This is a genomic window from Epilithonimonas sp. (assembly GCF_056329745.1).
On the sequence record NZ_JBWEYV010000006.1, the window covers coordinates 34,273 to 54,453 of the forward strand.

The 20,181-nt window shown below is 37.4% G+C and carries 18 protein-coding genes and 1 tRNA gene; 15 read left to right on the forward strand and 4 right to left on the reverse strand.

The window, feature by feature from the left end; genetic code table 11:
• Positions 1 to 8: 8 nt before the first annotated feature.
• Positions 9 to 1,346 (reverse strand): UDP-N-acetylmuramate--L-alanine ligase, encoded by a 1,338-nt coding sequence (locus AC00Y6_RS05965; RefSeq protein WP_474489705.1) that lies wholly within the window; start codon positions 1,344 to 1,346, stop codon positions 9 to 11.
• Positions 1,347 to 1,466: 120 nt separating this feature from the next.
• A complete protein-coding gene (locus AC00Y6_RS05970) occupies positions 1,467 to 1,874 on the reverse strand; it encodes a hypothetical protein (protein ID WP_474489706.1) in 408 nt (135 codons plus the stop codon).
• A gap of 255 nt (positions 1,875 to 2,129) precedes the next feature.
• Here AC00Y6_RS05970 and AC00Y6_RS05975 point away from each other — a divergent pair, with 255 nt between their 5' ends.
• The 9 genes from AC00Y6_RS05975 to AC00Y6_RS06015 all read left to right on the forward strand — a co-directional run bounded on the left by AC00Y6_RS05975 (position 2,130) and on the right by AC00Y6_RS06015 (position 8,977).
• The gene (locus AC00Y6_RS05975; protein ID WP_474489707.1) at positions 2,130 to 3,107 is read left to right on the forward strand and encodes an SDR family oxidoreductase; all 978 of its coding nucleotides are present in this window, start codon (positions 2,130 to 2,132) and stop codon (positions 3,105 to 3,107) included.
• 258 nt (positions 3,108 to 3,365) lie between these two features.
• Positions 3,366 to 4,658, forward strand: coding sequence for a tyrosine-type recombinase/integrase (locus AC00Y6_RS05980; RefSeq protein WP_474489708.1), 1,293 nt, complete (start codon positions 3,366 to 3,368; stop codon positions 4,656 to 4,658).
• 18 nt (positions 4,659 to 4,676) lie between these two features.
• Positions 4,677 to 5,240, forward strand: coding sequence for a hypothetical protein (locus AC00Y6_RS05985; protein WP_474489709.1), 564 nt, complete (start codon positions 4,677 to 4,679; stop codon positions 5,238 to 5,240).
• 72 nt (positions 5,241 to 5,312) lie between these two features.
• On the forward strand, positions 5,313 to 6,101 hold the full coding sequence (locus tag AC00Y6_RS05990; protein WP_474489710.1) for a hypothetical protein: 789 nt from the start codon (positions 5,313 to 5,315) through the stop codon (positions 6,099 to 6,101).
• 96 nt (positions 6,102 to 6,197) lie between these two features.
• Positions 6,198 to 6,482 carry a helix-turn-helix domain-containing protein gene (locus tag AC00Y6_RS05995; RefSeq protein ID WP_474489711.1) on the forward strand — a complete coding sequence of 95 codons (285 nt, stop codon included), beginning with the start codon at positions 6,198 to 6,200 and terminating at the stop codon, positions 6,480 to 6,482.
• A 2-nt stretch (positions 6,483 to 6,484) separates the two neighbouring features.
• Positions 6,485 to 6,895: a hypothetical protein gene (locus AC00Y6_RS06000; protein WP_474489712.1), complete on the forward strand. Its 411-nt coding sequence runs from the start codon at positions 6,485 to 6,487 to the stop codon at positions 6,893 to 6,895.
• A gap of 2 nt (positions 6,896 to 6,897) precedes the next feature.
• Positions 6,898 to 7,140 (forward strand): hypothetical protein, encoded by a 243-nt coding sequence (locus AC00Y6_RS06005; RefSeq protein WP_474489713.1) that lies wholly within the window; start codon positions 6,898 to 6,900, stop codon positions 7,138 to 7,140.
• 98 nt (positions 7,141 to 7,238) lie between these two features.
• Positions 7,239 to 8,546 (forward strand): hypothetical protein, encoded by a 1,308-nt coding sequence (locus AC00Y6_RS06010; protein ID WP_474489714.1) that lies wholly within the window; start codon positions 7,239 to 7,241, stop codon positions 8,544 to 8,546.
• Positions 8,547 to 8,623: 77 nt separating this feature from the next.
• Positions 8,624 to 8,977 (forward strand): hypothetical protein, encoded by a 354-nt coding sequence (locus tag AC00Y6_RS06015; protein WP_474489715.1) that lies wholly within the window; start codon positions 8,624 to 8,626, stop codon positions 8,975 to 8,977.
• A gap of 667 nt (positions 8,978 to 9,644) precedes the next feature.
• Here the strand turns inward: AC00Y6_RS06015 and AC00Y6_RS06020 are convergent.
• Positions 9,645 to 9,715, reverse strand: a tRNA-Cys gene (locus AC00Y6_RS06020).
• A 252-nt stretch (positions 9,716 to 9,967) separates the two neighbouring features.
• Here AC00Y6_RS06020 and ribB point away from each other — a divergent pair.
• On the forward strand, positions 9,968 to 11,089 hold the full coding sequence (ribB, locus tag AC00Y6_RS06025; RefSeq protein ID WP_474489716.1) for a 3,4-dihydroxy-2-butanone-4-phosphate synthase: 1,122 nt from the start codon (positions 9,968 to 9,970) through the stop codon (positions 11,087 to 11,089).
• A gap of 160 nt (positions 11,090 to 11,249) precedes the next feature.
• Positions 11,250 to 12,713, forward strand: coding sequence for an RNA polymerase factor sigma-54 (gene rpoN, locus AC00Y6_RS06030; RefSeq protein WP_474489717.1), 1,464 nt, complete (start codon positions 11,250 to 11,252; stop codon positions 12,711 to 12,713).
• Between the two features lie 44 nt (positions 12,714 to 12,757).
• Here the strand turns inward: rpoN and AC00Y6_RS06035 are convergent, their stop codons facing one another.
• Entirely contained in the window at positions 12,758 to 14,365 is a 1,608-nt protein-coding gene (locus tag AC00Y6_RS06035) for an AMP-binding protein (RefSeq protein ID WP_474489718.1), read from the reverse strand.
• Positions 14,366 to 14,542: 177 nt separating this feature from the next.
• Between AC00Y6_RS06035 and AC00Y6_RS06040 the strand changes: the two genes are divergently transcribed.
• The 4 genes from AC00Y6_RS06040 to fahA all read left to right on the forward strand — a co-directional run bounded on the left by AC00Y6_RS06040 (position 14,543) and on the right by fahA (position 20,068).
• Positions 14,543 to 15,703, forward strand: a complete 1,161-nt coding sequence (locus AC00Y6_RS06040) for a homogentisate 1,2-dioxygenase (RefSeq protein WP_474489719.1) — start codon at positions 14,543 to 14,545, stop codon at positions 15,701 to 15,703.
• A 146-nt stretch (positions 15,704 to 15,849) separates the two neighbouring features.
• The gene (locus tag AC00Y6_RS06045; protein ID WP_474489720.1) at positions 15,850 to 17,331 is read left to right on the forward strand and encodes a succinate CoA transferase; all 1,482 of its coding nucleotides are present in this window, start codon (positions 15,850 to 15,852) and stop codon (positions 17,329 to 17,331) included.
• A gap of 141 nt (positions 17,332 to 17,472) precedes the next feature.
• Positions 17,473 to 18,603: a 4-hydroxyphenylpyruvate dioxygenase gene (hppD, locus tag AC00Y6_RS06050; protein ID WP_474489721.1), complete on the forward strand. Its 1,131-nt coding sequence runs from the start codon at positions 17,473 to 17,475 to the stop codon at positions 18,601 to 18,603.
• Between the two features lie 211 nt (positions 18,604 to 18,814).
• Positions 18,815 to 20,068, forward strand: a complete 1,254-nt coding sequence (gene fahA / locus AC00Y6_RS06055) for a fumarylacetoacetase (protein WP_474489722.1) — start codon at positions 18,815 to 18,817, stop codon at positions 20,066 to 20,068.
• Positions 20,069 to 20,181 lie beyond the last annotated feature (113 nt).

Below are 20,181 nucleotides of genomic sequence, written 5' to 3' on the forward strand. Positions count from 1 at the left end.
TTTTTGTTTTATTGAGATAAATCGAGTCCACCAAAATTACCCGAGCTCATCATCAGGTAAGCGCCTTTGGTTTTGTCAAGCGTTTCCCAATAGCGATGAAGGTCTGTAGCATTGGTAAACACTTTCAGTCCCGGATTTTTGAATTTTTCTTTGATAAATTCTGGTGAAATGGGTTCCATTCTTTTGATTTTCAAGGCTTCTTCCGAGTAGAACACCACGGCGTGATCTAGACCGTCTAGAGCATGGTCATACTGTTCAAGAAAAACAGGGTTAAGACTGGAGTAGGTATGCAATTCCAGAAATCCAAATGTTTCTGTTTTGGAAAACTGTTCCACAAAGGCTGCTACTGTTGCCTTCACCTTGCTTGGTGCGTGGGCAAAATCTTTGTAGAGCAGGCCGCCGTCTGTTCTTTCTACTTTTTCTAATCGCTTAGAGGCGCCTTTAAAACTCATTATGGCTTCGTAAAAATCCTCTTCCATAATGCCCAATTGTGAGCAGATGAACCTTGCGCCTTCCATATTCAGCAGGTTGTGCTTGCCAAAAACAGATAATGGAATATCACCCATGTCGGTTTTCAGGTTTACAATACCATCAACAATTTCGTAGTCAGGTGTTTTGTAAGGTATTTTACGGAAGTAATTTTCTGCATTGTCTACAACTTTCACTACTTCGGGATCTTCCTCATTATAGACTAGAACGCCGCCGGGAGTGATGCTTGCAACAAATTTCCTAAACTGCTCCACATAATCATCAAATGTTTTAAAAACATTAATATGATCCCAGGCAATCCCAGATATTAAAGCAATATTCGGCTGATAGAGCAAAAATTTTGACCGTAGATCAATAGGAGAAGAAAGATATTCGTCGCCTTCTAGGATCATGAAATCGTTTTTGTCTGTTATTTTCACCATACAGTCAAAACCTTCCAGTTGAGCTCCAACCATGTAGTCGATATCTTTGTGATGAAAATTCAGAACATGAAGAATCATTGATGTAATCGTGGTTTTGCCGTGCGATCCACCAATAACGACCCTGGTTTTCTCCTTGGACTGTTCGTAAAGAAACTCTGGGTAGGAATAGATTTTTAAACCAAGCTCTTTAGCTTTTGCCAATTCAGGATTGTCTGCATGGGCATGCATGCCGAGAATAACAGCGTCTACATCTTTGGTCAGTTTTTCTGGGAACCAGCCTAATTCTTTCGGAAGGATCCCTTTTTTTTCCAAGCGTGATCTAGAAGGTTCAAAAATAGCATCGTCGGAACCAGTTACCTGATAGCCTTTATCCTTGAGGGCAATGGCTAAATTGTGCATCGCAGAACCGCCAATTGCTATAAAGTGGGTTTTCAATTCTAAATAATTTTATACAAAAGTAAAGAAGATGTCAGAAACTAACGGTCTGTTATTGATTTTTATATTCAGATTTTTTTGGGTTAAAAAAACTGCTTCCAAAAGAAAGCAGTTTTTTATTTATGATAAAGTGGTTTGGGTCTTTGGTATAGCGTAATCAATTTTCAATTCTTCACCAGTGAGTGTGTAATAGATATTCTGTAACTGATGAAGGTAGCGGCATTTGATATAATTGCCAAAGAACAGGAATCCTTCCAATATTTTATTAGAATCCAAGTCAAAATCATACCTGCAGTAATTAGGGAGGTCAAAGCGGATTCTTGTAGGTGAGCGGTAAGCTTCTTTAAAACCCAGTTTCGAAAACCATTCTGCGGTAAGTGCAATAGGTTTAAGTTTTTTATAATCTACAGCAGTTTCTGGGTTGATTTTTACCAAAACGCTTTCGCTGCTATTCTCCATGCCGATAATTGGTACAATAATATCGTCGTACATCAGCAAATTATTGAGTCTGAGTTCTGTCGCTTCCATCTAAATAAGTATTAATTGTATTGAAAATTGTTTGTTGCTTTAAACAAAAGGCCGGCCAAATATGACGCAAATGTTAATTTGGTTGATAATTTATAATAATGGGATTGAAATTCTATTCGACCATTAATTTTTTTAACATCTAAGGTGGAAGTTTTTATGCAAAATTAAATATTGTAGGAAAAGATAATTTTGGAGGACACTCCCTGCATCAATTGTTTCTGGTACATTCTTTGACTGTTTATTAAGAAAATTCTTATGGAAAATAATAATAATCAGTCGATTAAAACTGTTGTCATAACAGGGTCTACAAGTGGAGTAGGTTTGGCTGCTGCGGAATTGTTTGCGGATGAAGGTTATAATCTAGTTTTAGCAGCACGAGGTCGGGAAGGTCTTGATGAAGCTGTCGCTCGCTGTCAGGCCAAAGGTGCTTTCGCGATTGGTATTTCTACAGATGTTTCCGAATATAATCAGGTGGAAAACCTGGCAGAAGAAGCACTTAAGATTACCGGTAAAATAGATGTTTGGGTTAATAATGCAGGTGTAATGGCAACGGGAAAATTTGAGGACATGCCTGCTGAAGTTCTTGATCAGATTATCAAAACCAATCTTTTGGGTTATATGCATGGTGCCAGAGCTATTCTCCCAATTTTCAAAAAACAGTCTTTTGGGATCTTAATTAATAATATATCCATTGGCGGGTGGATGCCGGCACCTTTCAGTGCTGCGTACTCAGCGTCAAAGTTTGGTATCCGTGGTATGACCGAATGTCTACAAGGTGAAGTGTCGTCCTATCCTCATATTTATGTATGTGGTTTATATCCAAGTGTTCAGAGATCAACTGGTAACACGCATTCTGCTAAATATTCTGGCCTCGATTTTAAAATTCCGCCAACCGCGGCCGATCCTCACAAATTAGCGACCGCTATGGTGAAATTGGCTAAAAATCCTAAGAAGGCGGTCTATACAGATGTTTCGGCTGTAATAATGAAAAATGTGTATTCGCTTTTTCCTAATGTAATGATGAATACTTTGTCATCAGGTTTTAAACTTTTAATGTCCAAAGATCGCAGTAAGGATACAGATGGTAATGTATTGACGCCATCCAAAGAACCATTAAGGATTTACGGGGAAACCATGATTCCTGTTCCTTCAAAATCAACCAAACAATTATTATTGGCAGGACTGGCTGGTGTAGCCTTTGCATTTTTACTATCCAAACGCAGTCGTCGCTAAGGTGTGGTGGTTTTGAGTAACAAAAAACCCTAATTCATTATATGAATTAGGGTTTAAAAGTGAGGTACCTAGCGTACCCAAATAACGGTTTTACTTACTTTTCAAAACACTAAGAAAAAACCTCCGAAACTACCATTAATAAAGGGTTTTTAATTTTATTACATTTTATTTCGTTGCATAAGATTTCAATAATGTTGACACAAATGTTGACACACCTTTAAAATAATTACTATCTTTGAATTGTTCAAAATTCAAGTTATGGCAACCGTGAGTTATTTTTTGCGAAACAAAACCGCAAATGCTAAAATTCAAGTTCAATTATCAATTTCAAGAGATGTAAAACTTCGCACCTCAACGGAATTAATAATTAACTCGAATGATTGGAGTACAGATACCAAATTTCCAAAACAAAACAATCCCGAAAACAAAAACCTTTCTCGACAACTTCGGGAGTTATCAAACTATATTCTAAACGAGTATAATATTGATTTCACTAATGGGATTATCTTTGATAACTTTTGGTTAAAAGAAAAGATTGGCAAATTCTTCAATCGTATCGAAGTCAAAACAGACGATTCTATTTTTCTGAATTACCTGCAAAACTTTACCGATTTCAGACGAAGTACCGCATCCTACACCGATTGTACACTTCGGAAATACAACAACCTAAAAGACCGTTTTACGCAATACCAAAAGAAGAAAAAGAAAACTTTTCTTTTGCAAGATGTTGGCGCAAAAACTTTGATAGATTTCAAAAACTATTTGATTTCAGATTGCGACCTGATGGAGACCACCGCAGTACGTTTTATTAAAAATCTGAAAACGGTTTTATTTGATGCGGAGCAAAACGGAAAAACAATCCATTATCAGATTCGGGGATTCAGTACAGGAACAACCAACACAGAATACAAAGTATTTTTATCGTTTGATGAAATTGAAAGAATTAAAGAAGTCCAAAGTATTAACACAGATTGGAACATTGCAAAAGATTGGTTGGTTCTTGGTTGCTATCTTGGACAACGAGCAAGTGATTTGCTCCGAATGACCAAACGAATGATTTACACAAAAACAGACAGCGAGGGCAACTCTTTCCGATTCTTGGAGATTAAACAACAAAAGACAGGCGAAAAAGTTGTTATCCCACTACACGATGAGGTAGAGACTATTCTCAATAAATACAATGGCGATTTTCCGCCAACCTTTGCCAATAACTTTGATTCTAATGCAGTTCTTTTTAACAGACACATCAAAAAAGTTTGTGAGTTGGCAGGAATCCACGAAATGATAAAAGGCAAAGTTTACAACGAGGACAAAAAGAAAAACGAAATTGTAGAAACAGAAAAATGCAACCTTGTAAGTTCGCACGTTTGCAGACGAAGTTTTGCAACTAATTTTTATGGAAATAAATTGTTTACCACACCTCAACTGATGAGCATTACAGGACACAAAACAGAATCTATGTTTCTCAATTACATTGGCAAAACGGCAGACGATTGGGCAATGCAGACCGCAAAGACTTTTAAACAATTATCTAATCAAAAAATATCTTAATCAACAAATATTATAATTATGGAAACACTATTAAATCAATCGGGAAGCGTTAAAATGTATGATAAAAATAACGCCTATTTAGTTACATACAAACGACCTTTTGAAATTCAAAACGGTAAAGAATATATTATACTTGATGGATTTATAAAAGAAGTTGTAAGTAAAAAAAGAAGTTTGCCAATACCTTTTGATGATGCAATAAAAAAATTTATTCCAAAGGGGTTTTTGCCAAATGACATTTATGATGAAAATAGTTTGGAAGTGTGGTTGGGTTCAAATAGGGGGAACTTTAGTCCGAATGCCAAAAGATTAGAATTATTAGAAACTATACAAGTAAACGGACGAACGTTTGAAAAAGGCTATACAATGGTATTGGATTTAGAATATAAAATAGATGCTAGTAAAGTGTACGCACTGTATGACAAGGATGGAGATGATTTTTATTTCTTATGTTCAGTAGAAGAGATTGACCAATATTTTGTTATTACTAGCGAGGATAATAATCTGTACAAGGTAGCAAAAGAGGATTTTTTTAATAAATATTCCCTTTACGTGGGTTTGTACTTACAAAAGAGATTTTAATAATTACTACATTTGATGAGGTCGCAATTTAGCGACCTTTTAAATAGGCAACCAATTACAAACGTTCAAAATATGGCAGTTAATTACAACGTTCAAAATATTATAGTAGACAATCTAAAGGAGTTTGAAACACGTTTGATAATCGAATTTGATAATGCTATACCGTATATTAAATATATTGAGAATGAAAAAAATGGATGGTTTGAACTCTTAGAAAAAACCGCCAAAGATGTATTTCCGATAATTGAGGAACTGATTAAAAAATATTACCGAGATATTGAATTACCCTTTTTTACAAGGAAAAATACAGACATTCCAAATTTTATGGATAATTCAGGATCTCATAGAACATTATTGTTTGATATAAAAATAGATTTAGAGTATAGAATTAACCAATTATTAAGGTATTCAGATGATAATGAGCAACTAAAACAGTTATTAGATGTTTACATTGACCTTTTAGAAAAAATCTGCATCTATTACGATAAAATACATTTGTATCAATGCAATTATGTTTATTGTCAATTAATACTAGATAAAGAAATAAAAAATAAAACTAATTCAACGACAAAGGAACTAGTAAGTAAAAATTTAGATGCTGAAACAGGCATTGATATTGATTTACTCAATTATTTTTCTGACAATTTCAAAGGTGGTAAAACACCACTTACAAAGTACAATCAGATTTATAGGTATTTTAATGAGGATAGAGATGCTAATATTCCACATATAGCATATAAAAACCTCATCAGAGAATTATTTGGATTTGATTATGGCAATAGTGATATAACTAGAGAGATTAAAAACCACTTGAATACACTTAAAAACCTAGCGGTCTATTATAAGGATTCCAAAAAATAATATTATTTCATTGCAACCGAATAAAAAACGAACACCAGCCGAATATTAGCCGAATACCAACACCTCACATTTGTACCATAATCTTAAAACAAAGTTATGAGTACATTACAAATTATTGGTTATGATTTACCCGACTTTTTCGCAGAGTTAAAAAAATCACTTATCCCCGAAATTTCGGAAAACCTTTCCGCAAAATTCCAACCTAAAGAGCCAACGGAATACCTCACACGTTCCGAAGTCTGCAAACTTCTAAAAATTGACCTTTCCACTTTGCACCGTTGGAGAAAGGATAATACAATCCCTAGTTATGGGATGGGTAACCGTGTGTACTTCAAACGTTCGGAAGTAGATGCAATTATTAACCAAAACAAATTGAGTTAATAATGAAAACGGCAACCACTTACATCCCCGACAGCTACAAATTAACCTACATACTCGATGAGGTTAAAAAGACCTTTGCGCAATTCAAACAGCAGTCCGCAGAAAAACCGCTATTATCTGAACTGATAAGGCTAGAAAAAAACAACGGTTATAATTCCATTTCGGGCGCAAACTTACTTTTGAGAATACGCAACGCTACGAATTGGAGTAAATGCACCTTAACAGGATTGCGACCAACGGAAACAGATAATTTCTACTATTCAGATTTGCCAATACAGGGCGTAAAATCTTTGTGCGTTATCAAATACCTTTCCGATGTTGGTACGATTGAAATACGAGCCTGTAAACAATTTTATCCGCACAATGCGACTGACCGCACCCGATTAGTAAAACATTTAATTCAAAACTTTTAACAATGGAACTTAGAAAATTAGCAACCGCAATGGATAACGCCAAAGATGAGTTAAAAAATGGCGTTACCGCAGGATTTGAACAAGAAATATTAAACCAATCATTTAGAGAGTTTGCAGACTTGCATTATATCCTTACAGGGGAAGATTTGGGAGTTATGCAATTTATGGAGTATCGGGATTGGTTGGATTGGTACAATAGCGAAGCGCCAAAAGAAAATATCACTAAAACAAAAACACCTTTTTAAAATTGAACAACAAAAAAAGGGAGTGCAAACCGCATTCCCTTTATGTTCAAAATTTGCAATAGTGGCAACCATTACAATACGCCAAAGATAGAAAATTAATGATAGATAATACAAAGTTTTTAACGCATAGCCAAACAATTATAAACAGATTGTATCAGCATTCTGATTTTGTGGTATGTCGACCAAAAACAAACAATTATTATTCATTAAGGCATAAAGATTTTGGTATAAAATTAAGTTTGGATTTTCGCAAGGCAGTAGAAAACGGAAAGGTAGTTGGTTTTTGTCATTTGGAAATAAATGTAAGTCCACATTATCACTTTAACCAATACCGCCACAATGGTAATGATTTTACGCCATTACAGGCAATTAGTACAATTTCCGATATTTTGACCTACTTAGATGTAAAACAACGAGAGTACAACGAATTAAATGTTTGTAATATCGAATTTGGTTTAAACATTATTCCTGATGTAGATACAAAAGACCTCATCAATGGACTTTATTTTTATAAAAAAACACCTTTTACTATTCCCGATACCAAAAAACCTTATTTCAAAAAAACTGATGCAACCACCTACAAACAAATAAAGGCATACGCCAAAGGTTTGCAGTTTTTGGATGTTCCACAATACGGAATCAATCCAAATACATTTCGTTTTGAAGTTAAGAGCAAACAGGCAAAGAATATCTGCAAGTATGGAATTAACACCGCCACCGATTTACTGAATTTGGATAGCTACAACCGATTAGGGCAAATTTTATTGGATGAATGGGAACAAGTTTTATTAATCAATTTAGGTTTAAAATCTAACGAACTGAACGCCTTAAAAAGGGATGAGGTATTGTTTGTCAAAAATGTAAAAAGTATTGATTTTTGGAGTGGTTTGTACCGTGTGAAATTTGCAAGATGTAAGGATAAATATCATTTGATTTTAGGCAAAAAAAACAATCTGCACCACCTCATCAAATTGCAAATTATTGATAAACTTTTCGACTTACAAAATGTTACGAATTCCACACAGAAAACCACGATAAACAGAGGGATTTTAAAAAATGACAAAACCACCTCTCAACTGATAAACTTGGAAAACGTAACAGATTTGCAAAATGATAAAGTTTGTTTAGTAACCAATTTGAATATATCAATGCAGAAAAAAGGGAGTAAGTTTTTATGCGTTAAAGGTTTGAAATATTACAAAGAAAACCAACCCGAAACCTACCAAAAACTAACTGAAAAATATTTGACCGAAAAACAAAAGGGAAAAAGTTTTGACCGCCAAAATTATTTTATAGCGCACAATATTAGGAATGCCAAAACCAACCTACAACATAACCCGAAATACAGCCGACAAAGATTTGAGAAAAGGAACTACAACCCGAACCAATTACAGATTAACTTTTAATATTATTTAATATGCCTAACCGTATGTAACGGATGAAAAAAGGCAAAGACTTTTTATAACTTTTTATATAACCCACAATGAAAAAAGAACAAACAGAAAACACAGAATTTGATTTTAAAATCAAAATGACAGGCAAAGAACCGCTAACAATCCACGATGCAGACCTAAAACAAAGTTGTTGGGATAGCGTTGTAGAATTGGAAAGGCGTAACCCTCAAACCTTAGAGGAGTTTGGGGAATATGATTTATTTGATACTTTACTGCAAAATTACTTCACTTGGAAACTTGTATTTACTGAAAGTGGTTTGGATATAACCAACGAAATGGCAGATATAGAGGAATTTATAATAAAGTATCTGAAAAAGTTTTATTTACTGATGCAGATGGATGAACTTAACCGATTACCGCCAGCCTTTCAAATTACAGATTAACAACAGAGCCACCCGATAAGGTGGTTTTTTGTTTTCTATGAATTTTCGGAGTCCATACGCGCGCACGGGAAATAATTATCCGAGTCCATAAAAAGGGAATTAGTTTATATTATTTAATATAGGTTCGCCCTATGATATGTAATATATGTTATATGGGTCAAAGTTAATTTAGTTTATATCGGTTGAGGTTTTTTATACCGAATTATCGGACTCCATACGCACGTGCGAGGGAATAATTTTCGGACTCCATAAAAAGGGCAACGATAAGTTAATTTAAATGTCGGTATTTCCGATATTATAATGCGAGTTGAAACCACATTTAAAAGTGCGATTTTACCACTATTAAAGATTTTTTCGAGGTCACAACACGTGTGCGAGGCGGATTTTTTGGAAGTCATAACGTGCGTGGGTGAAAACTTCACACCCAAACAAAATGTAACGAGCATAAAATACAAGGAATACAAAACCCTAAAGATTTTTTTCACATCACTACACGTGTGCGAGAGAACCGAGTTTTTAGAGTCAGTACACGTGAGGAAATAATTTTGCGAGTCCATAAAAAGAACCAATATTGACACTTTTTCCCGATGTTGACACAAATGTTGACACACTTTAAAAATAAAAAACCCTAAAACATTACTAGCGAATGAATTAGGGTTTTATCCTGAGGTACCTAGCGGATTCGAACCGCTGTAGATGGTGTTGCAGACCACTGCCTAGCCACTCGGCCAAAGTACCGTTTTTCTTTGGTCTGCAAATTTAGTATTTTTTTTTAAATTTCAAATTTAAATTTCATTTTTCTATAAAATTGTAAGAATTCATCATTGTGACGAGGGTTTTAGATTTGGAATGAAGATAATGATTTTGAAGAAGACTATTTGTATCAAGTTCATAATTTTTGAAAAATCAATTTTCTACATACTTTTAATCGATTTTTACAATATCCAGTTGCTTAGTAATTAAGTATATTTGCAGAAAAATTTTACAGTAATGGATAAACTCCAACTTAATACAATCGAAGAGGCGCTGGAAGACCTTAAAAAAGGTAAAATGGTTATCGTAGTAGATGACGAAGACCGTGAAAATGAAGGCGACCTTTTGGCTGCTGCCGAACTTACCACGCCGGAGACGGTTAATTTTATGGCAACCTATGCAAGAGGCCTTATCTGCATGCCACTTACCGAGAAGCGTTGTGATGAACTGGAACTGCAATCTATGGTTTCAAACTCTACCGATCCTAAGGAAACAGCTTTTACCGTGTCCGTAGACCTTTTGGGTAAAGGTGCGACAACGGGCATCAGTGCAGGTGACCGTGCAAAAACGATTCAGGCAATCATGGATTCCGAAACAAAACCTGGTGACTTGATGCGTCCCGGCCACATTTTCCCACTCCGTGCCAAAGAAGGTGGTGTTTTGAAAAGAGCCGGACATACCGAAGCTGCGATTGATTTGACAAGGCTTGCCGGATTGAAGGAAGGTGGTGTCATCTGTGAGATTCTAAAGGAAGACGGTAACATGGCCAGATTGCCTCAGTTGTTGGAATTCGGAAAAAAACATGATATTAAGGTCATCACTATAGAGGATTTAATCCATTACAGACTTAGACAAGGCGGATTGGTGGAAAGGATTGAGGAACGTAAAATCAAAACCCATTTTGGTGATTTTAATTTTTATGTTTTCGAGGAAAAGCCAACAGAGCAAATTCATTATGCTTTGACTAAAGGAACATGGTCTGCAGATGAGTCTATTTTGGTAAGGGTACAGTCTTCCAACTCATACTTTGATGTCTTCAGTAAGTTGTCCAATGGTGAAAACCCGCTGATGCAACAGGTGACTGATCTTATCAATAAAGAAGGGAAGGGTGCTGTGGTTTTTATTAACAATGTATCCAGCAAAGAAAGTATATTGAGCAAGATTCAGCATTTTCTTAACTTTCAGGATGGTACAAGCGAGCAGGCAACTATTGCTCCGAACTTCCGGGATTATGGTATTGGAACACAGATCTTGAAAGATCTTGGTATTCATAAATTTAAAGTGATTACGCAAAACCCCAACATAAAACCCGTGATATCTGGATATGATGTCGAAGTGACCGATATGGTGGCGTTGTAAAATCTTAAGATCAAAATACAAAAACCCTGTCAGAATGTGCTTCAGACAGGGTTTTTTAATTTCTTATTTCTAATAGCAAAAATCGTGCTAAAGTTATTGCTGTTCAAAAAAAAATATTTAACTTCGTCAACGTTAATCAAATCTGATAACACAATTTATTATGCTGAAGCAAAATCTACAACTTAAACTCGGGCAAAAATTAGCCCCGCAACAGATACAACTGATGAAGTTGATTCAGCTTCATACTCTTGAGTTTGAAGAGGAACTGGAGCGCGAACTAGAGGAAAATCCTGCTCTGGAAAAGGTGACAGAGGATAATGCTGAGGAAGATTATTCCAAATCTGATGAAGAGTTTGAGAATGAAGGCAGCGAGAGTATAGAAACAGATTTTGATGTTAACGAATATCTGTATGATGATGAGCCAAGTTATAAAACAGCCAGCAGCAACTATTCCCCAGATGATGAAGAGTTTGATAACCAGTCCCTTTTAACCGAAGGACAAACGCTTTATGATTATCTGATAGAGCAGATCAGGCTGATAAATATTGATGATGAAGACCTCAAAATTGCAGAATACATCATCGGTAATCTGGATACGGATGGCTATTTGAGAAGGGAAACCAAATCTATTGTAGATGATCTCGCATTTTCCCAAGGTGTTTATACGACACAGGAAAAAGTGATCGATATTCTGGAAAATTATGTTCAGAAGCTTGATCCGCCAGGCGTTGGCGCGCGTGACCTGAGAGAATGTCTGCTTCTGCAGATTGAGAAGAAAGTAAGTTCTAACCCAAGTGTGATCCTCGCAGGAAATATCCTTAGAAATCAGTTTGACGCTTTGGCCAACAAGCATTATAACAAGATTCTTCAGAAATATGATATCGAAGAAGAGGACCTGAAAGATGCTTTGGACGAAATTTCCAGACTCTCCCCAAAAGTGGGTGGTAATTTTGACACGCAAACCATCACCATCAATCAGGAGATTATTCCGGATTTTGCCATTCAGGTAAAAGATGGGCAAGTTATCCCGACGCTTAACAACAAAAATGCACCATCTCTAAGAGTTTCGGACGAGTACAAAGAGATTTTGACCACCTATTCTCATGACAAGAATTCTGCAGAACATAAGCAGGCTGCACTTTTCATCAAACAAAAACTGGATGCTGCCAAATGGTACATTGATGCTATTAACCAGCGTCAGAACACGCTTTTGCAGACTATCACAGCTATTGTAAAACTTCAGAAAGATTATTTCCTCAGCGGGGATGAAAAAAATATCAAACCAATGATCCTGAAAGATGTGGCTGATATTACCGGTTTTGATATTTCTACCATTTCCCGTGTGGTAAAAAGTAAGTATGCCGATACACCTAATGGCATTGTTTATCTCAAAAACCTTTTTTCGGATTCTCTTACCAATGACGAAGGTGAAGAGGTTTCTACAAAAGAAATCAAAATGCACCTGCAGGAAGCGATTGGCAAAGAGAACAAAAGAAAACCTTATACAGATGATGCGTTGGTAGGCATATTGAAAGAAAAAGGTTATAACATCGCGAGGCGAACCATTGCAAAATACAGGGAACAGCTCAACATTCCAGTAGCAAGGCTTCGAAAAGAATTATAAAAAAATGCTCCTTGTTTTTAGGAGCATTTTTCATTTAAATTCATCTACAAACCCAACTCTTTCACAGATATTTCGCGCATTTCCACTTTCCTCACTTTACCGGAGACTGTCATTGGGAAGTCATCTACAAATTTCCAGTATTTCGGGATTTTGTAATGGGCAATTTTGCCTTTGCAATAGTCCAGGATTTCGGTTTCGGATAACTCAAATCCTTCGCGTGTTTTCACCCAGGCCATAACTTCCTCGCCATAGCGAACGCTGGGCACACCAATGATTTGAACGTCCAAAATATTAGGGTAGGTGTAGAGGAAATCCTCGATCTCTTTTGGGGAAATGTTTTCTCCGCCACGGATGATAAGATCCTTTATTCTGCCAGAAATTGTAATATAACCCTCTTCATCCATCACGGCCAGATCTCCGGTATGCATCCAGCGGCCGTCATCAATCACTTTTTTGGTGTTTTCGGGATCGTTCCAATATTTCAGCATAACCGAGTAGCCTCTGGTACAAAGCTCACCATGTGTACCACGCTCCACAATTTTACCATTTTTATCGATAATTTTGATTTCCAAATGATCCTGAACGGTTCCTACAGTAGAAACCTGCTTGTCCAGCGGCGTGCCAATCAAAGTTTGCGTAGAAACCGGCGAAGTTTCGGTCATCCCGTAGCAAATCGAAACTTCTTTCATATTCATCTGGCTTTCCACTTTTTTCATAATCTCCGGTGGGCAAACCGATCCTGCCATAACGCCCGTTCTCAGACTCGAAAAATCATATTGTGAAAAATTTTTAACGGCCAGTTCTGCAATAAACATGGTAGGTACACCATATAATGAAGTGCATTTTTCTTTGGAAACCACGTCCAATGTCAGTTCAGCATCGAAACTGTCATTAGGGATCACCATACAAGCGCCGTGTGCCGTGCAGCAAAGGTTACCAATCACCATTCCAAAACAATGGTAAAACGGAACCGGGATGCATACTTTATCTTTCTCGGTGTATTTTAATCGGATACCAATGAAATACCCATTATTGAGGATGTTATGATGAGAAAGTGTAACGCCTTTTGGAAATCCCGTGGTTCCAGATGTGTATTGGATATTGACGGGGTCATCAAACTGTACAGATTCTTCAGTATATTGCAATTTTTCATCAGAAATAGCTTTTCCTGATTCTAAGAAACCTTGCCAGTTATCATCAAAGAAAATTTCAGATTTCAGCGTGGAACAGAATTCCCGGGCATCGGTTATCATTTTTTTATAATCACTGGATTTGAATGTCAGAGAAGAAAAAATGTGCGAAATCTCGGCTTGATTAATTACGAAAATCAACTCGCTGGTTCTGTAAGCCGGGTTGATATTCACCAATATGATCCCGATCCTGGCGGTTGCATACTGCAGAAGTGTCCATTCATAACGGTTGGCAGACCAGACGCCCACGCGGTCGCCGGCCAAAAGCCCAAGTGCTAGTAAAGCTTTTGCAACGTCTGTTGTTTGATTGTAAAATTCTTGATATGTTGCCCGGTACCGCTGATGAGAAGAGATTAGCGCCTCGCGGTTCGGGAATTTATTAACTGTTTTTTTAAGATTTTCACCTATCGTCTCTCCCAGTAGCGGAATATTTGAGTTGCCACAAGTGTATGATAATTTCATGTATAAAAATTTTCAGGATTTAAAATTAAAATAATTCGGGCAAACAGAAAACTTCATTAGGAAAATAGTTCGCAAGTCATTCCATCAGATGTAATAAACACTTTGAATTAAGATTTTTCCATGTTAAGTTGATATTATTAAAAAATATTACATTTGAGAAAAGCCAAATCTAATACAATGAGGTACATTCAGTTAGGTCAGATTCCTCCAAAGCGGCATACCGTTTTCAAATCTGAAGATGATCAATTTTATTACGAACAACTCTTTGGGACCGAGGGATTTCATGGGATTGCATCCTTACTTTATCACATCCACCGTCCTACGCAGATCAAATCTGTTGGCGAGGTAAAAGATGTCTCCCCAAAAATTGCGGTGGAAAAAAATGTTATCCCAAGAATGATAAAAGGTGCCAAAATAACGCCCGAAGATGATTTTTTGGTGAGCAGAAAAGTTCTGATGCTTAACAGTGATTTGAAAATGGGTTTGGCAAAACCAAGGCAATCGATGGATTATTTTTATAAAAATGCAGAATGTGATGAGCTGCTATTTGTGCATGAAGGTATAGGGGTTTTGAAAACTATGCTTGGCAATATCAGTTTTTCTCATGGCGATTATGTGATTATCCCGAGGGGAACGATTTATCAATTAGAATTAGAATCAGAAAACAATGTTTTCTTCTTTATAGAAGCCAATTCACCCATTTATACCCCGAAACGTTACCGAAACGAGTTCGGGCAATTACTGGAACATTCGCCGTTTTGTGAGCGCGACATTATCCCGCCAACGTTTGTGGAGCCCAAAAATAAAAAGGGCGACTTTCTGATCAAAGTCAAAAAGGAAAATCAGATTACCGATTTTGTTTACGCCACACATCCTTTTGATGTTGTCGGCTGGGACGGTTATTTTTATCCTTATAAATTTAATATCAAAAACTTTGAACCTATCACGGGAAGGATTCATCAGCCGCCTCCAGTTCATCAGAATTTCGAAGCGCACAATTTTGTGGTTTGCTCCTTTGTGGCAAGGATGTATGATTATCATCCAAAAGCGGTCCCTGCGCCTTACAATCATTCCAATATAGATTCCGATGAGGTTTTGTTTTACACCGAGGGCGATTTTATGAGCAGGAACCATGTCGATTTGATGGATTTTTCACTGCATCCAGGTGGGATTGTGCATGGCCCGCATCCCGGTGCGATGGAGCGCAGCATCGGTAAAACGTTCACAGATGAGTATGCGGTGATGGTAGATCCTTTCCGCCCGTTGAAACTCACCGAAGAGGCTATAAAAGTAGAAGATCCTGCTTATATGACAAGCTGGCTGGCAGATGAGTCATAGTCTATTTAAAATCAATCTAAAGCTAAGTTTTATCATAGATCAAGAGTTGTTTTTTTTGTAGATTTGTGAGACAAGGTTAACCCTTTTGCAGGCCTCGATTTTTAATTAAAAATTATTGGTTTTGCAAAAAGAAAAGTCAATATCAGATGATCGAAAGAATTAGACTGGAAAGTCTGCGGGATAAAGTAACAACGGCTGAAAATGCTGCGCAGATAATCAAAAACGGGATGGTAGTAGGAACCAGTGGTTTTACAAAAGCCGGAGACAGCAAAGCTGTGTTGCCCGCTCTGGCAGAACGTGGTAAAACTGAAAATCTTAAAATAACACTGATGACCGGTGCTTCTTTGGGACACGGTACAGACGGAAAATTGGCGGAAGCCGGTGTTTTATCCAAAAGAATGCCTTTTCAGGTAGATCCTCTACTGAGGAAAAAAATCAATGAAGGTGAAATCCTCTTCATAGATCAGCACCTTAGCGAAAGTGCGGAGATCCTGCACGGCAAAAGCAAACTGGATGTGGCCGTGATAGAAGCTGCTTATATAGACCGTGATGGCAGCATTGTTCCCACTACGTCTGTAGGCAACTCGGTAAGTTTTGCCGCAATGGCGAAAAAAGTCATTATTGAGATCAATACGCAGGTTCCCGAGGAAGTCTATGGCATCCACGATATTTATCAGGCCGAGAATTACCCCCATAGGAATGTTATCCCAATCGTAGCACCATGGAACAAGATTGGCAGAAAAACAATTCCAGTAGATCCCGATAAAATTGAAGCGATCGTTTTTACGAATGTTAAAGACAGCCCGGCTGACATTGCCGAACCGGATCACAAAACTACAGCTATCGCCCAACATATCCTTGAATTTTTTGAAAATGAAGTCAGGGAAGGCCGTCTTACAGACCGTTTGCTTCCTTTGCAGGCTGGGATTGGTAAAGTAGCCAATGCAGTTTTAACAGGCTTTAAGCATAGTAATTTTTACGATCTCACCATGTTCTCCGAAGTTTTGCAGGACAGTACGTTTGACCTGATTGATGCGGGTGTTTTAAGTTTTGCCTCGGCTTCATCGGTGACAGTTTCTAAGCCTTGCTACGACAGGGTTTTTGGCAACCTCAGCAAGTACAGGGACAAATTTGTTTTGCGGCCTCAGAATATCTCCAATACACCTGGGTTAATTCGCAGGTTGGGAATTATTGCCATTAATACTGCTATTGAATTTGATATTTACGGAAACGTCAACTCCACTCATCTTGTAGGGACCAAAATTATGAATGGTATTGGCGGATCTGGTGATTTTGCAAGAAATGCTTACCTGAGTATTTTTGTAACACAGGCGGCTTCTAAAGAAAATAAAGTGTCCCATGTTTTGCCGATGGTCTCGCATACAGACCATACCGAGCACGATGTCGATATTTTGGTTACCGATATTGGTTTAGCAGACCTTAGAGGGCTTGCTCCAAGGGAAAGGGCGCAATCCATTATAGATAATTGTGTGCATCCGGATTACAAAGAAGAGTTGCAATCCTATTTTGACAGGGCTTGTAGGAGAGGTGGCCACACGCCGCATTTGCTGGAAGAAGCCTTCAGTTGGCATATTCGGTTTTCAGAAACCGGAACGATGAAAAAATAATTTATCATACTTAAAGCTGATTTGTAATCAGCTTTTTTTTGTGCCAATTTTGGTGGGGTTTTTACAAAAAACTAACAATCGTTAGTCTGTTTGGTAAAATTGTTTATCTTGGCCTCATTCATCACAAAATAAAAAAATCCAATGTCAACACTCACTTTTGCCGAGAAAATCGCACAAGCCGAGAATTTTCTCCCAATCAACGGAACAGATTTTATTGAGTTTTATGTCGGAAATGCCAAGCAAGCCGCCCATTTTTACAAAACGGCTTTCGGTTTTCAGTCTGTTGCGTACGCTGGGCCAGAAACCGGCGTTAGAGATAGAGCATCATATGTTTTGCAACAAGGAAAAATCAGATTAGTTTTAACATCCGGTCTTAAGTCAGATTCTCCAATCTGTGAACATCAGAGAAAACATGGCGATGGTGTCAAGATCTTGGCACTTTGTGTAGATGATGCCGAAAAGGCTTTTGAAGAAACCACCAAACGTGGTGGCAAACCATATCTGGAACCTCAAACTTTGACGGATGAGTTTGGTGAAGTGAAGATGTCTGGTATTTATACTTACGGCGAAACTGTTCATATGTTCGTGGAACGTAAAAATTACACAGGCGCTTTTATGCCAGGCTATGAGAAATGGGAAACTGATTATCACCCTACCGATGTTGGATTGTTGTATGTGGACCATTGTGTTGGAAATGTAGGCTGGGACAGAATGATTCCAACAGTGGACTGGTATGAAAAAGTGATGGGATTTGTGAATATTCTTTCCTTTGATGATAAGCAAATCAATACAGAATATTCTGCATTGATGTCAAAAGTAATGTCCAATGGAAATGGTTTTGCCAAATTCCCAATTAACGAGCCAGCCGAAGGTCAGAAAAAATCTCAGGTAGAAGAATACCTGGATTTCTACGAAGGCGAAGGAGTTCAGCATATTGCCGTGGCAACCAAAGATATTGTAAAAACAGTTACGGAACTTAAAAGTAGAGGTGTAGAATTCCTTTCTCCACCACCTGAAGCCTATTATGAGATGATTCCTGAAAGAGTAGGCGATATTGATGAAGATGTCAAAAAACTTCAGAATCTTGGGATTCTTGTGGACTGTGATGAGGAAGGATATTTGCTTCAAATTTTCACAAAACCTGTTGAGGATAGACCAACTTTGTTTTACGAAATCATCGAGAGACACGGTGCTCAGAGTTTCGGTGCGGGCAATTTCAAGGCACTTTTCGAAGCTTTGGAAAGAGAGCAGGAGAGACGCGGAAATCTTTAAACCAAATTATTTTCTTATATTTTTACAATTAAAGCATTATTTTTAATGCTTTAATTTTTTAGGGCAGCTTAATCCGCCTTCCGCTCCCAATCTTTTCACTTCGCTTCACTGCGTAAAAAGGATTTCCGCTCAAGTCGGGCTGCTGTAATTCGACGTTCCAAAAAGAATGTGTAATTTATAACTTTAAACACAAAACCTTAAACTTAATTAAATGAAATCCTTCATCAATTATCCTTCAGATTCAGATTTTTCAATCCATAATATTCCGTTTGGCGTTTGTGTTTTTAATAGAGAATATATTGCCTGCGCCACAAGGATTGGCGATATCGTCATTGATTTGGCAACATTATTTGACCTTGGCTATTTTGAAGAAATACAAGGTTTGGACGATAATATTTTTGAAGGTTATACCATCAACGATTTTATAGAACTCGGGAAACCGGTCACCAATAAAGTCCGTGAAAGGATTCAGCAATTGTTGCTGGAAGATTCTTTACTGTCGAAAGACGAAAGGGCTTTGGAGGAATGTTTCTATAATTTGGATGAAATCCAAATGATGATGCCTTTGCACATCCCCAACTACACAGATTTTTATAGCAGTATCCAACACGCCACCAATGTTGGGATGATGTTTCGAGACCCAGCGAATGCGTTATTGCCAAATTGGAAACATTTGCCGGTTGGTTATCACGGGCGCGCTTCGTCCATTGTTTTATCAGGGATTGATATCACAAGGCCTTGCGGGCAAATCAAACCTGCTGATGCGGATCAACCGATTTTTAGCGCATCAAAACAACTCGATTTCGAATTGGAAATGGCTTTTGTAGTCAATAAAAATACCGATTTGGGAGAGAGGATTTCTGTTGCAGAAGCGGAAGATGCTATTTTCGGAATGATGATTTTCAACGACTGGTCTGCAAGGGATATCCAGAGCTGGGAATATGTTCCGCTCGGGCCATTTTTAGGAAAGAATTTCGGTTCATCTATTTCGCCTTGGATAGTGACTTTGGAAGCGCTACAACCATTCAAAACTCAATCACCGAAGCAAGAACCGGAAGTTTTGGATTATCTGAAATTTGATTGTGATCAAAATTATGACATTAATCTTCAGGTTTATCTGAAACCGGAAAATTCGGAAGACAATCTGATTTCTGAAAGTAATTATAAATTTATGTATTGGAATATGTGCCAACAATTGGCGCATCACACCGTGAATGGCTGTAATGTTGAAGTTGGCGATATTTACGCCAGCGGAACGATTTCCGGTGAAGATGAAAAATCCTACGGTTCTATGTTGGAACTGACCTGGAGAGGAACAAAACCGTTGCAACTCAAAAATGGAATTGAGAGAAAATTCATCGAAGATGGCGATACTGTGACAATGAAAGCCTGGTCAGAAAAAGGCGGAATCCGAGTTGGTTTTGGTGAAGTTTCAGGAAAGATTTTGCCTGCAATTCCATATTAAGATTCTGATTGGATTTAAACACTTAAGTTACTTTATAGTAAATTAATTCTGTAAAAAAAAGTTCACTTTAGCCGAAAATCAAAGATTTTCAAAACTTAAGTGTTAAAAAAAAT

What these genes read in the sequence shown, in the direction of transcription:
- AC00Y6_RS05970 (WP_474489706.1), bottom strand. Translation starts at nt 1,874, where the DNA reads ATGGAAGCGACAGAACTCAGACTCAATAATTTGCTGATGTACGACGAT.
- AC00Y6_RS05995 (WP_474489711.1), top strand. Translation starts at nt 6,198, where the DNA reads ATGAGTACATTACAAATTATTGGTTATGATTTACCCGACTTTTTCGCA.
- AC00Y6_RS06000 (WP_474489712.1), top strand. Translation starts at nt 6,485, where the DNA reads ATGAAAACGGCAACCACTTACATCCCCGACAGCTACAAATTAACCTAC.
- AC00Y6_RS06010 (WP_474489714.1), top strand. Translation starts at nt 7,239, where the DNA reads ATGATAGATAATACAAAGTTTTTAACGCATAGCCAAACAATTATAAAC.
- AC00Y6_RS05990 (WP_474489710.1), top strand. Translation starts at nt 5,313, where the DNA reads ATGGCAGTTAATTACAACGTTCAAAATATTATAGTAGACAATCTAAAG.
- AC00Y6_RS05980 (WP_474489708.1), top strand. Translation starts at nt 3,366, where the DNA reads ATGGCAACCGTGAGTTATTTTTTGCGAAACAAAACCGCAAATGCTAAA.
- AC00Y6_RS06015 (WP_474489715.1), top strand. Translation starts at nt 8,624, where the DNA reads ATGAAAAAAGAACAAACAGAAAACACAGAATTTGATTTTAAAATCAAA.
- hppD (WP_474489721.1), top strand. Translation starts at nt 17,473, where the DNA reads ATGTCAACACTCACTTTTGCCGAGAAAATCGCACAAGCCGAGAATTTT.
- AC00Y6_RS06045 (WP_474489720.1), top strand. Translation starts at nt 15,850, where the DNA reads ATGATCGAAAGAATTAGACTGGAAAGTCTGCGGGATAAAGTAACAACG.
- AC00Y6_RS05975 (WP_474489707.1), top strand. Translation starts at nt 2,130, where the DNA reads ATGGAAAATAATAATAATCAGTCGATTAAAACTGTTGTCATAACAGGG.
- AC00Y6_RS05985 (WP_474489709.1), top strand. Translation starts at nt 4,677, where the DNA reads ATGGAAACACTATTAAATCAATCGGGAAGCGTTAAAATGTATGATAAA.
- AC00Y6_RS06040 (WP_474489719.1), top strand. Translation starts at nt 14,543, where the DNA reads ATGAGGTACATTCAGTTAGGTCAGATTCCTCCAAAGCGGCATACCGTT.
- rpoN (WP_474489717.1), top strand. Translation starts at nt 11,250, where the DNA reads ATGCTGAAGCAAAATCTACAACTTAAACTCGGGCAAAAATTAGCCCCG.
- fahA (WP_474489722.1), top strand. Translation starts at nt 18,815, where the DNA reads ATGAAATCCTTCATCAATTATCCTTCAGATTCAGATTTTTCAATCCAT.
- AC00Y6_RS06035 (WP_474489718.1), bottom strand. Translation starts at nt 14,365, where the DNA reads ATGAAATTATCATACACTTGTGGCAACTCAAATATTCCGCTACTGGGA.
- ribB (WP_474489716.1), top strand. Translation starts at nt 9,968, where the DNA reads ATGGATAAACTCCAACTTAATACAATCGAAGAGGCGCTGGAAGACCTT.
- AC00Y6_RS06005 (WP_474489713.1), top strand. Translation starts at nt 6,898, where the DNA reads ATGGAACTTAGAAAATTAGCAACCGCAATGGATAACGCCAAAGATGAG.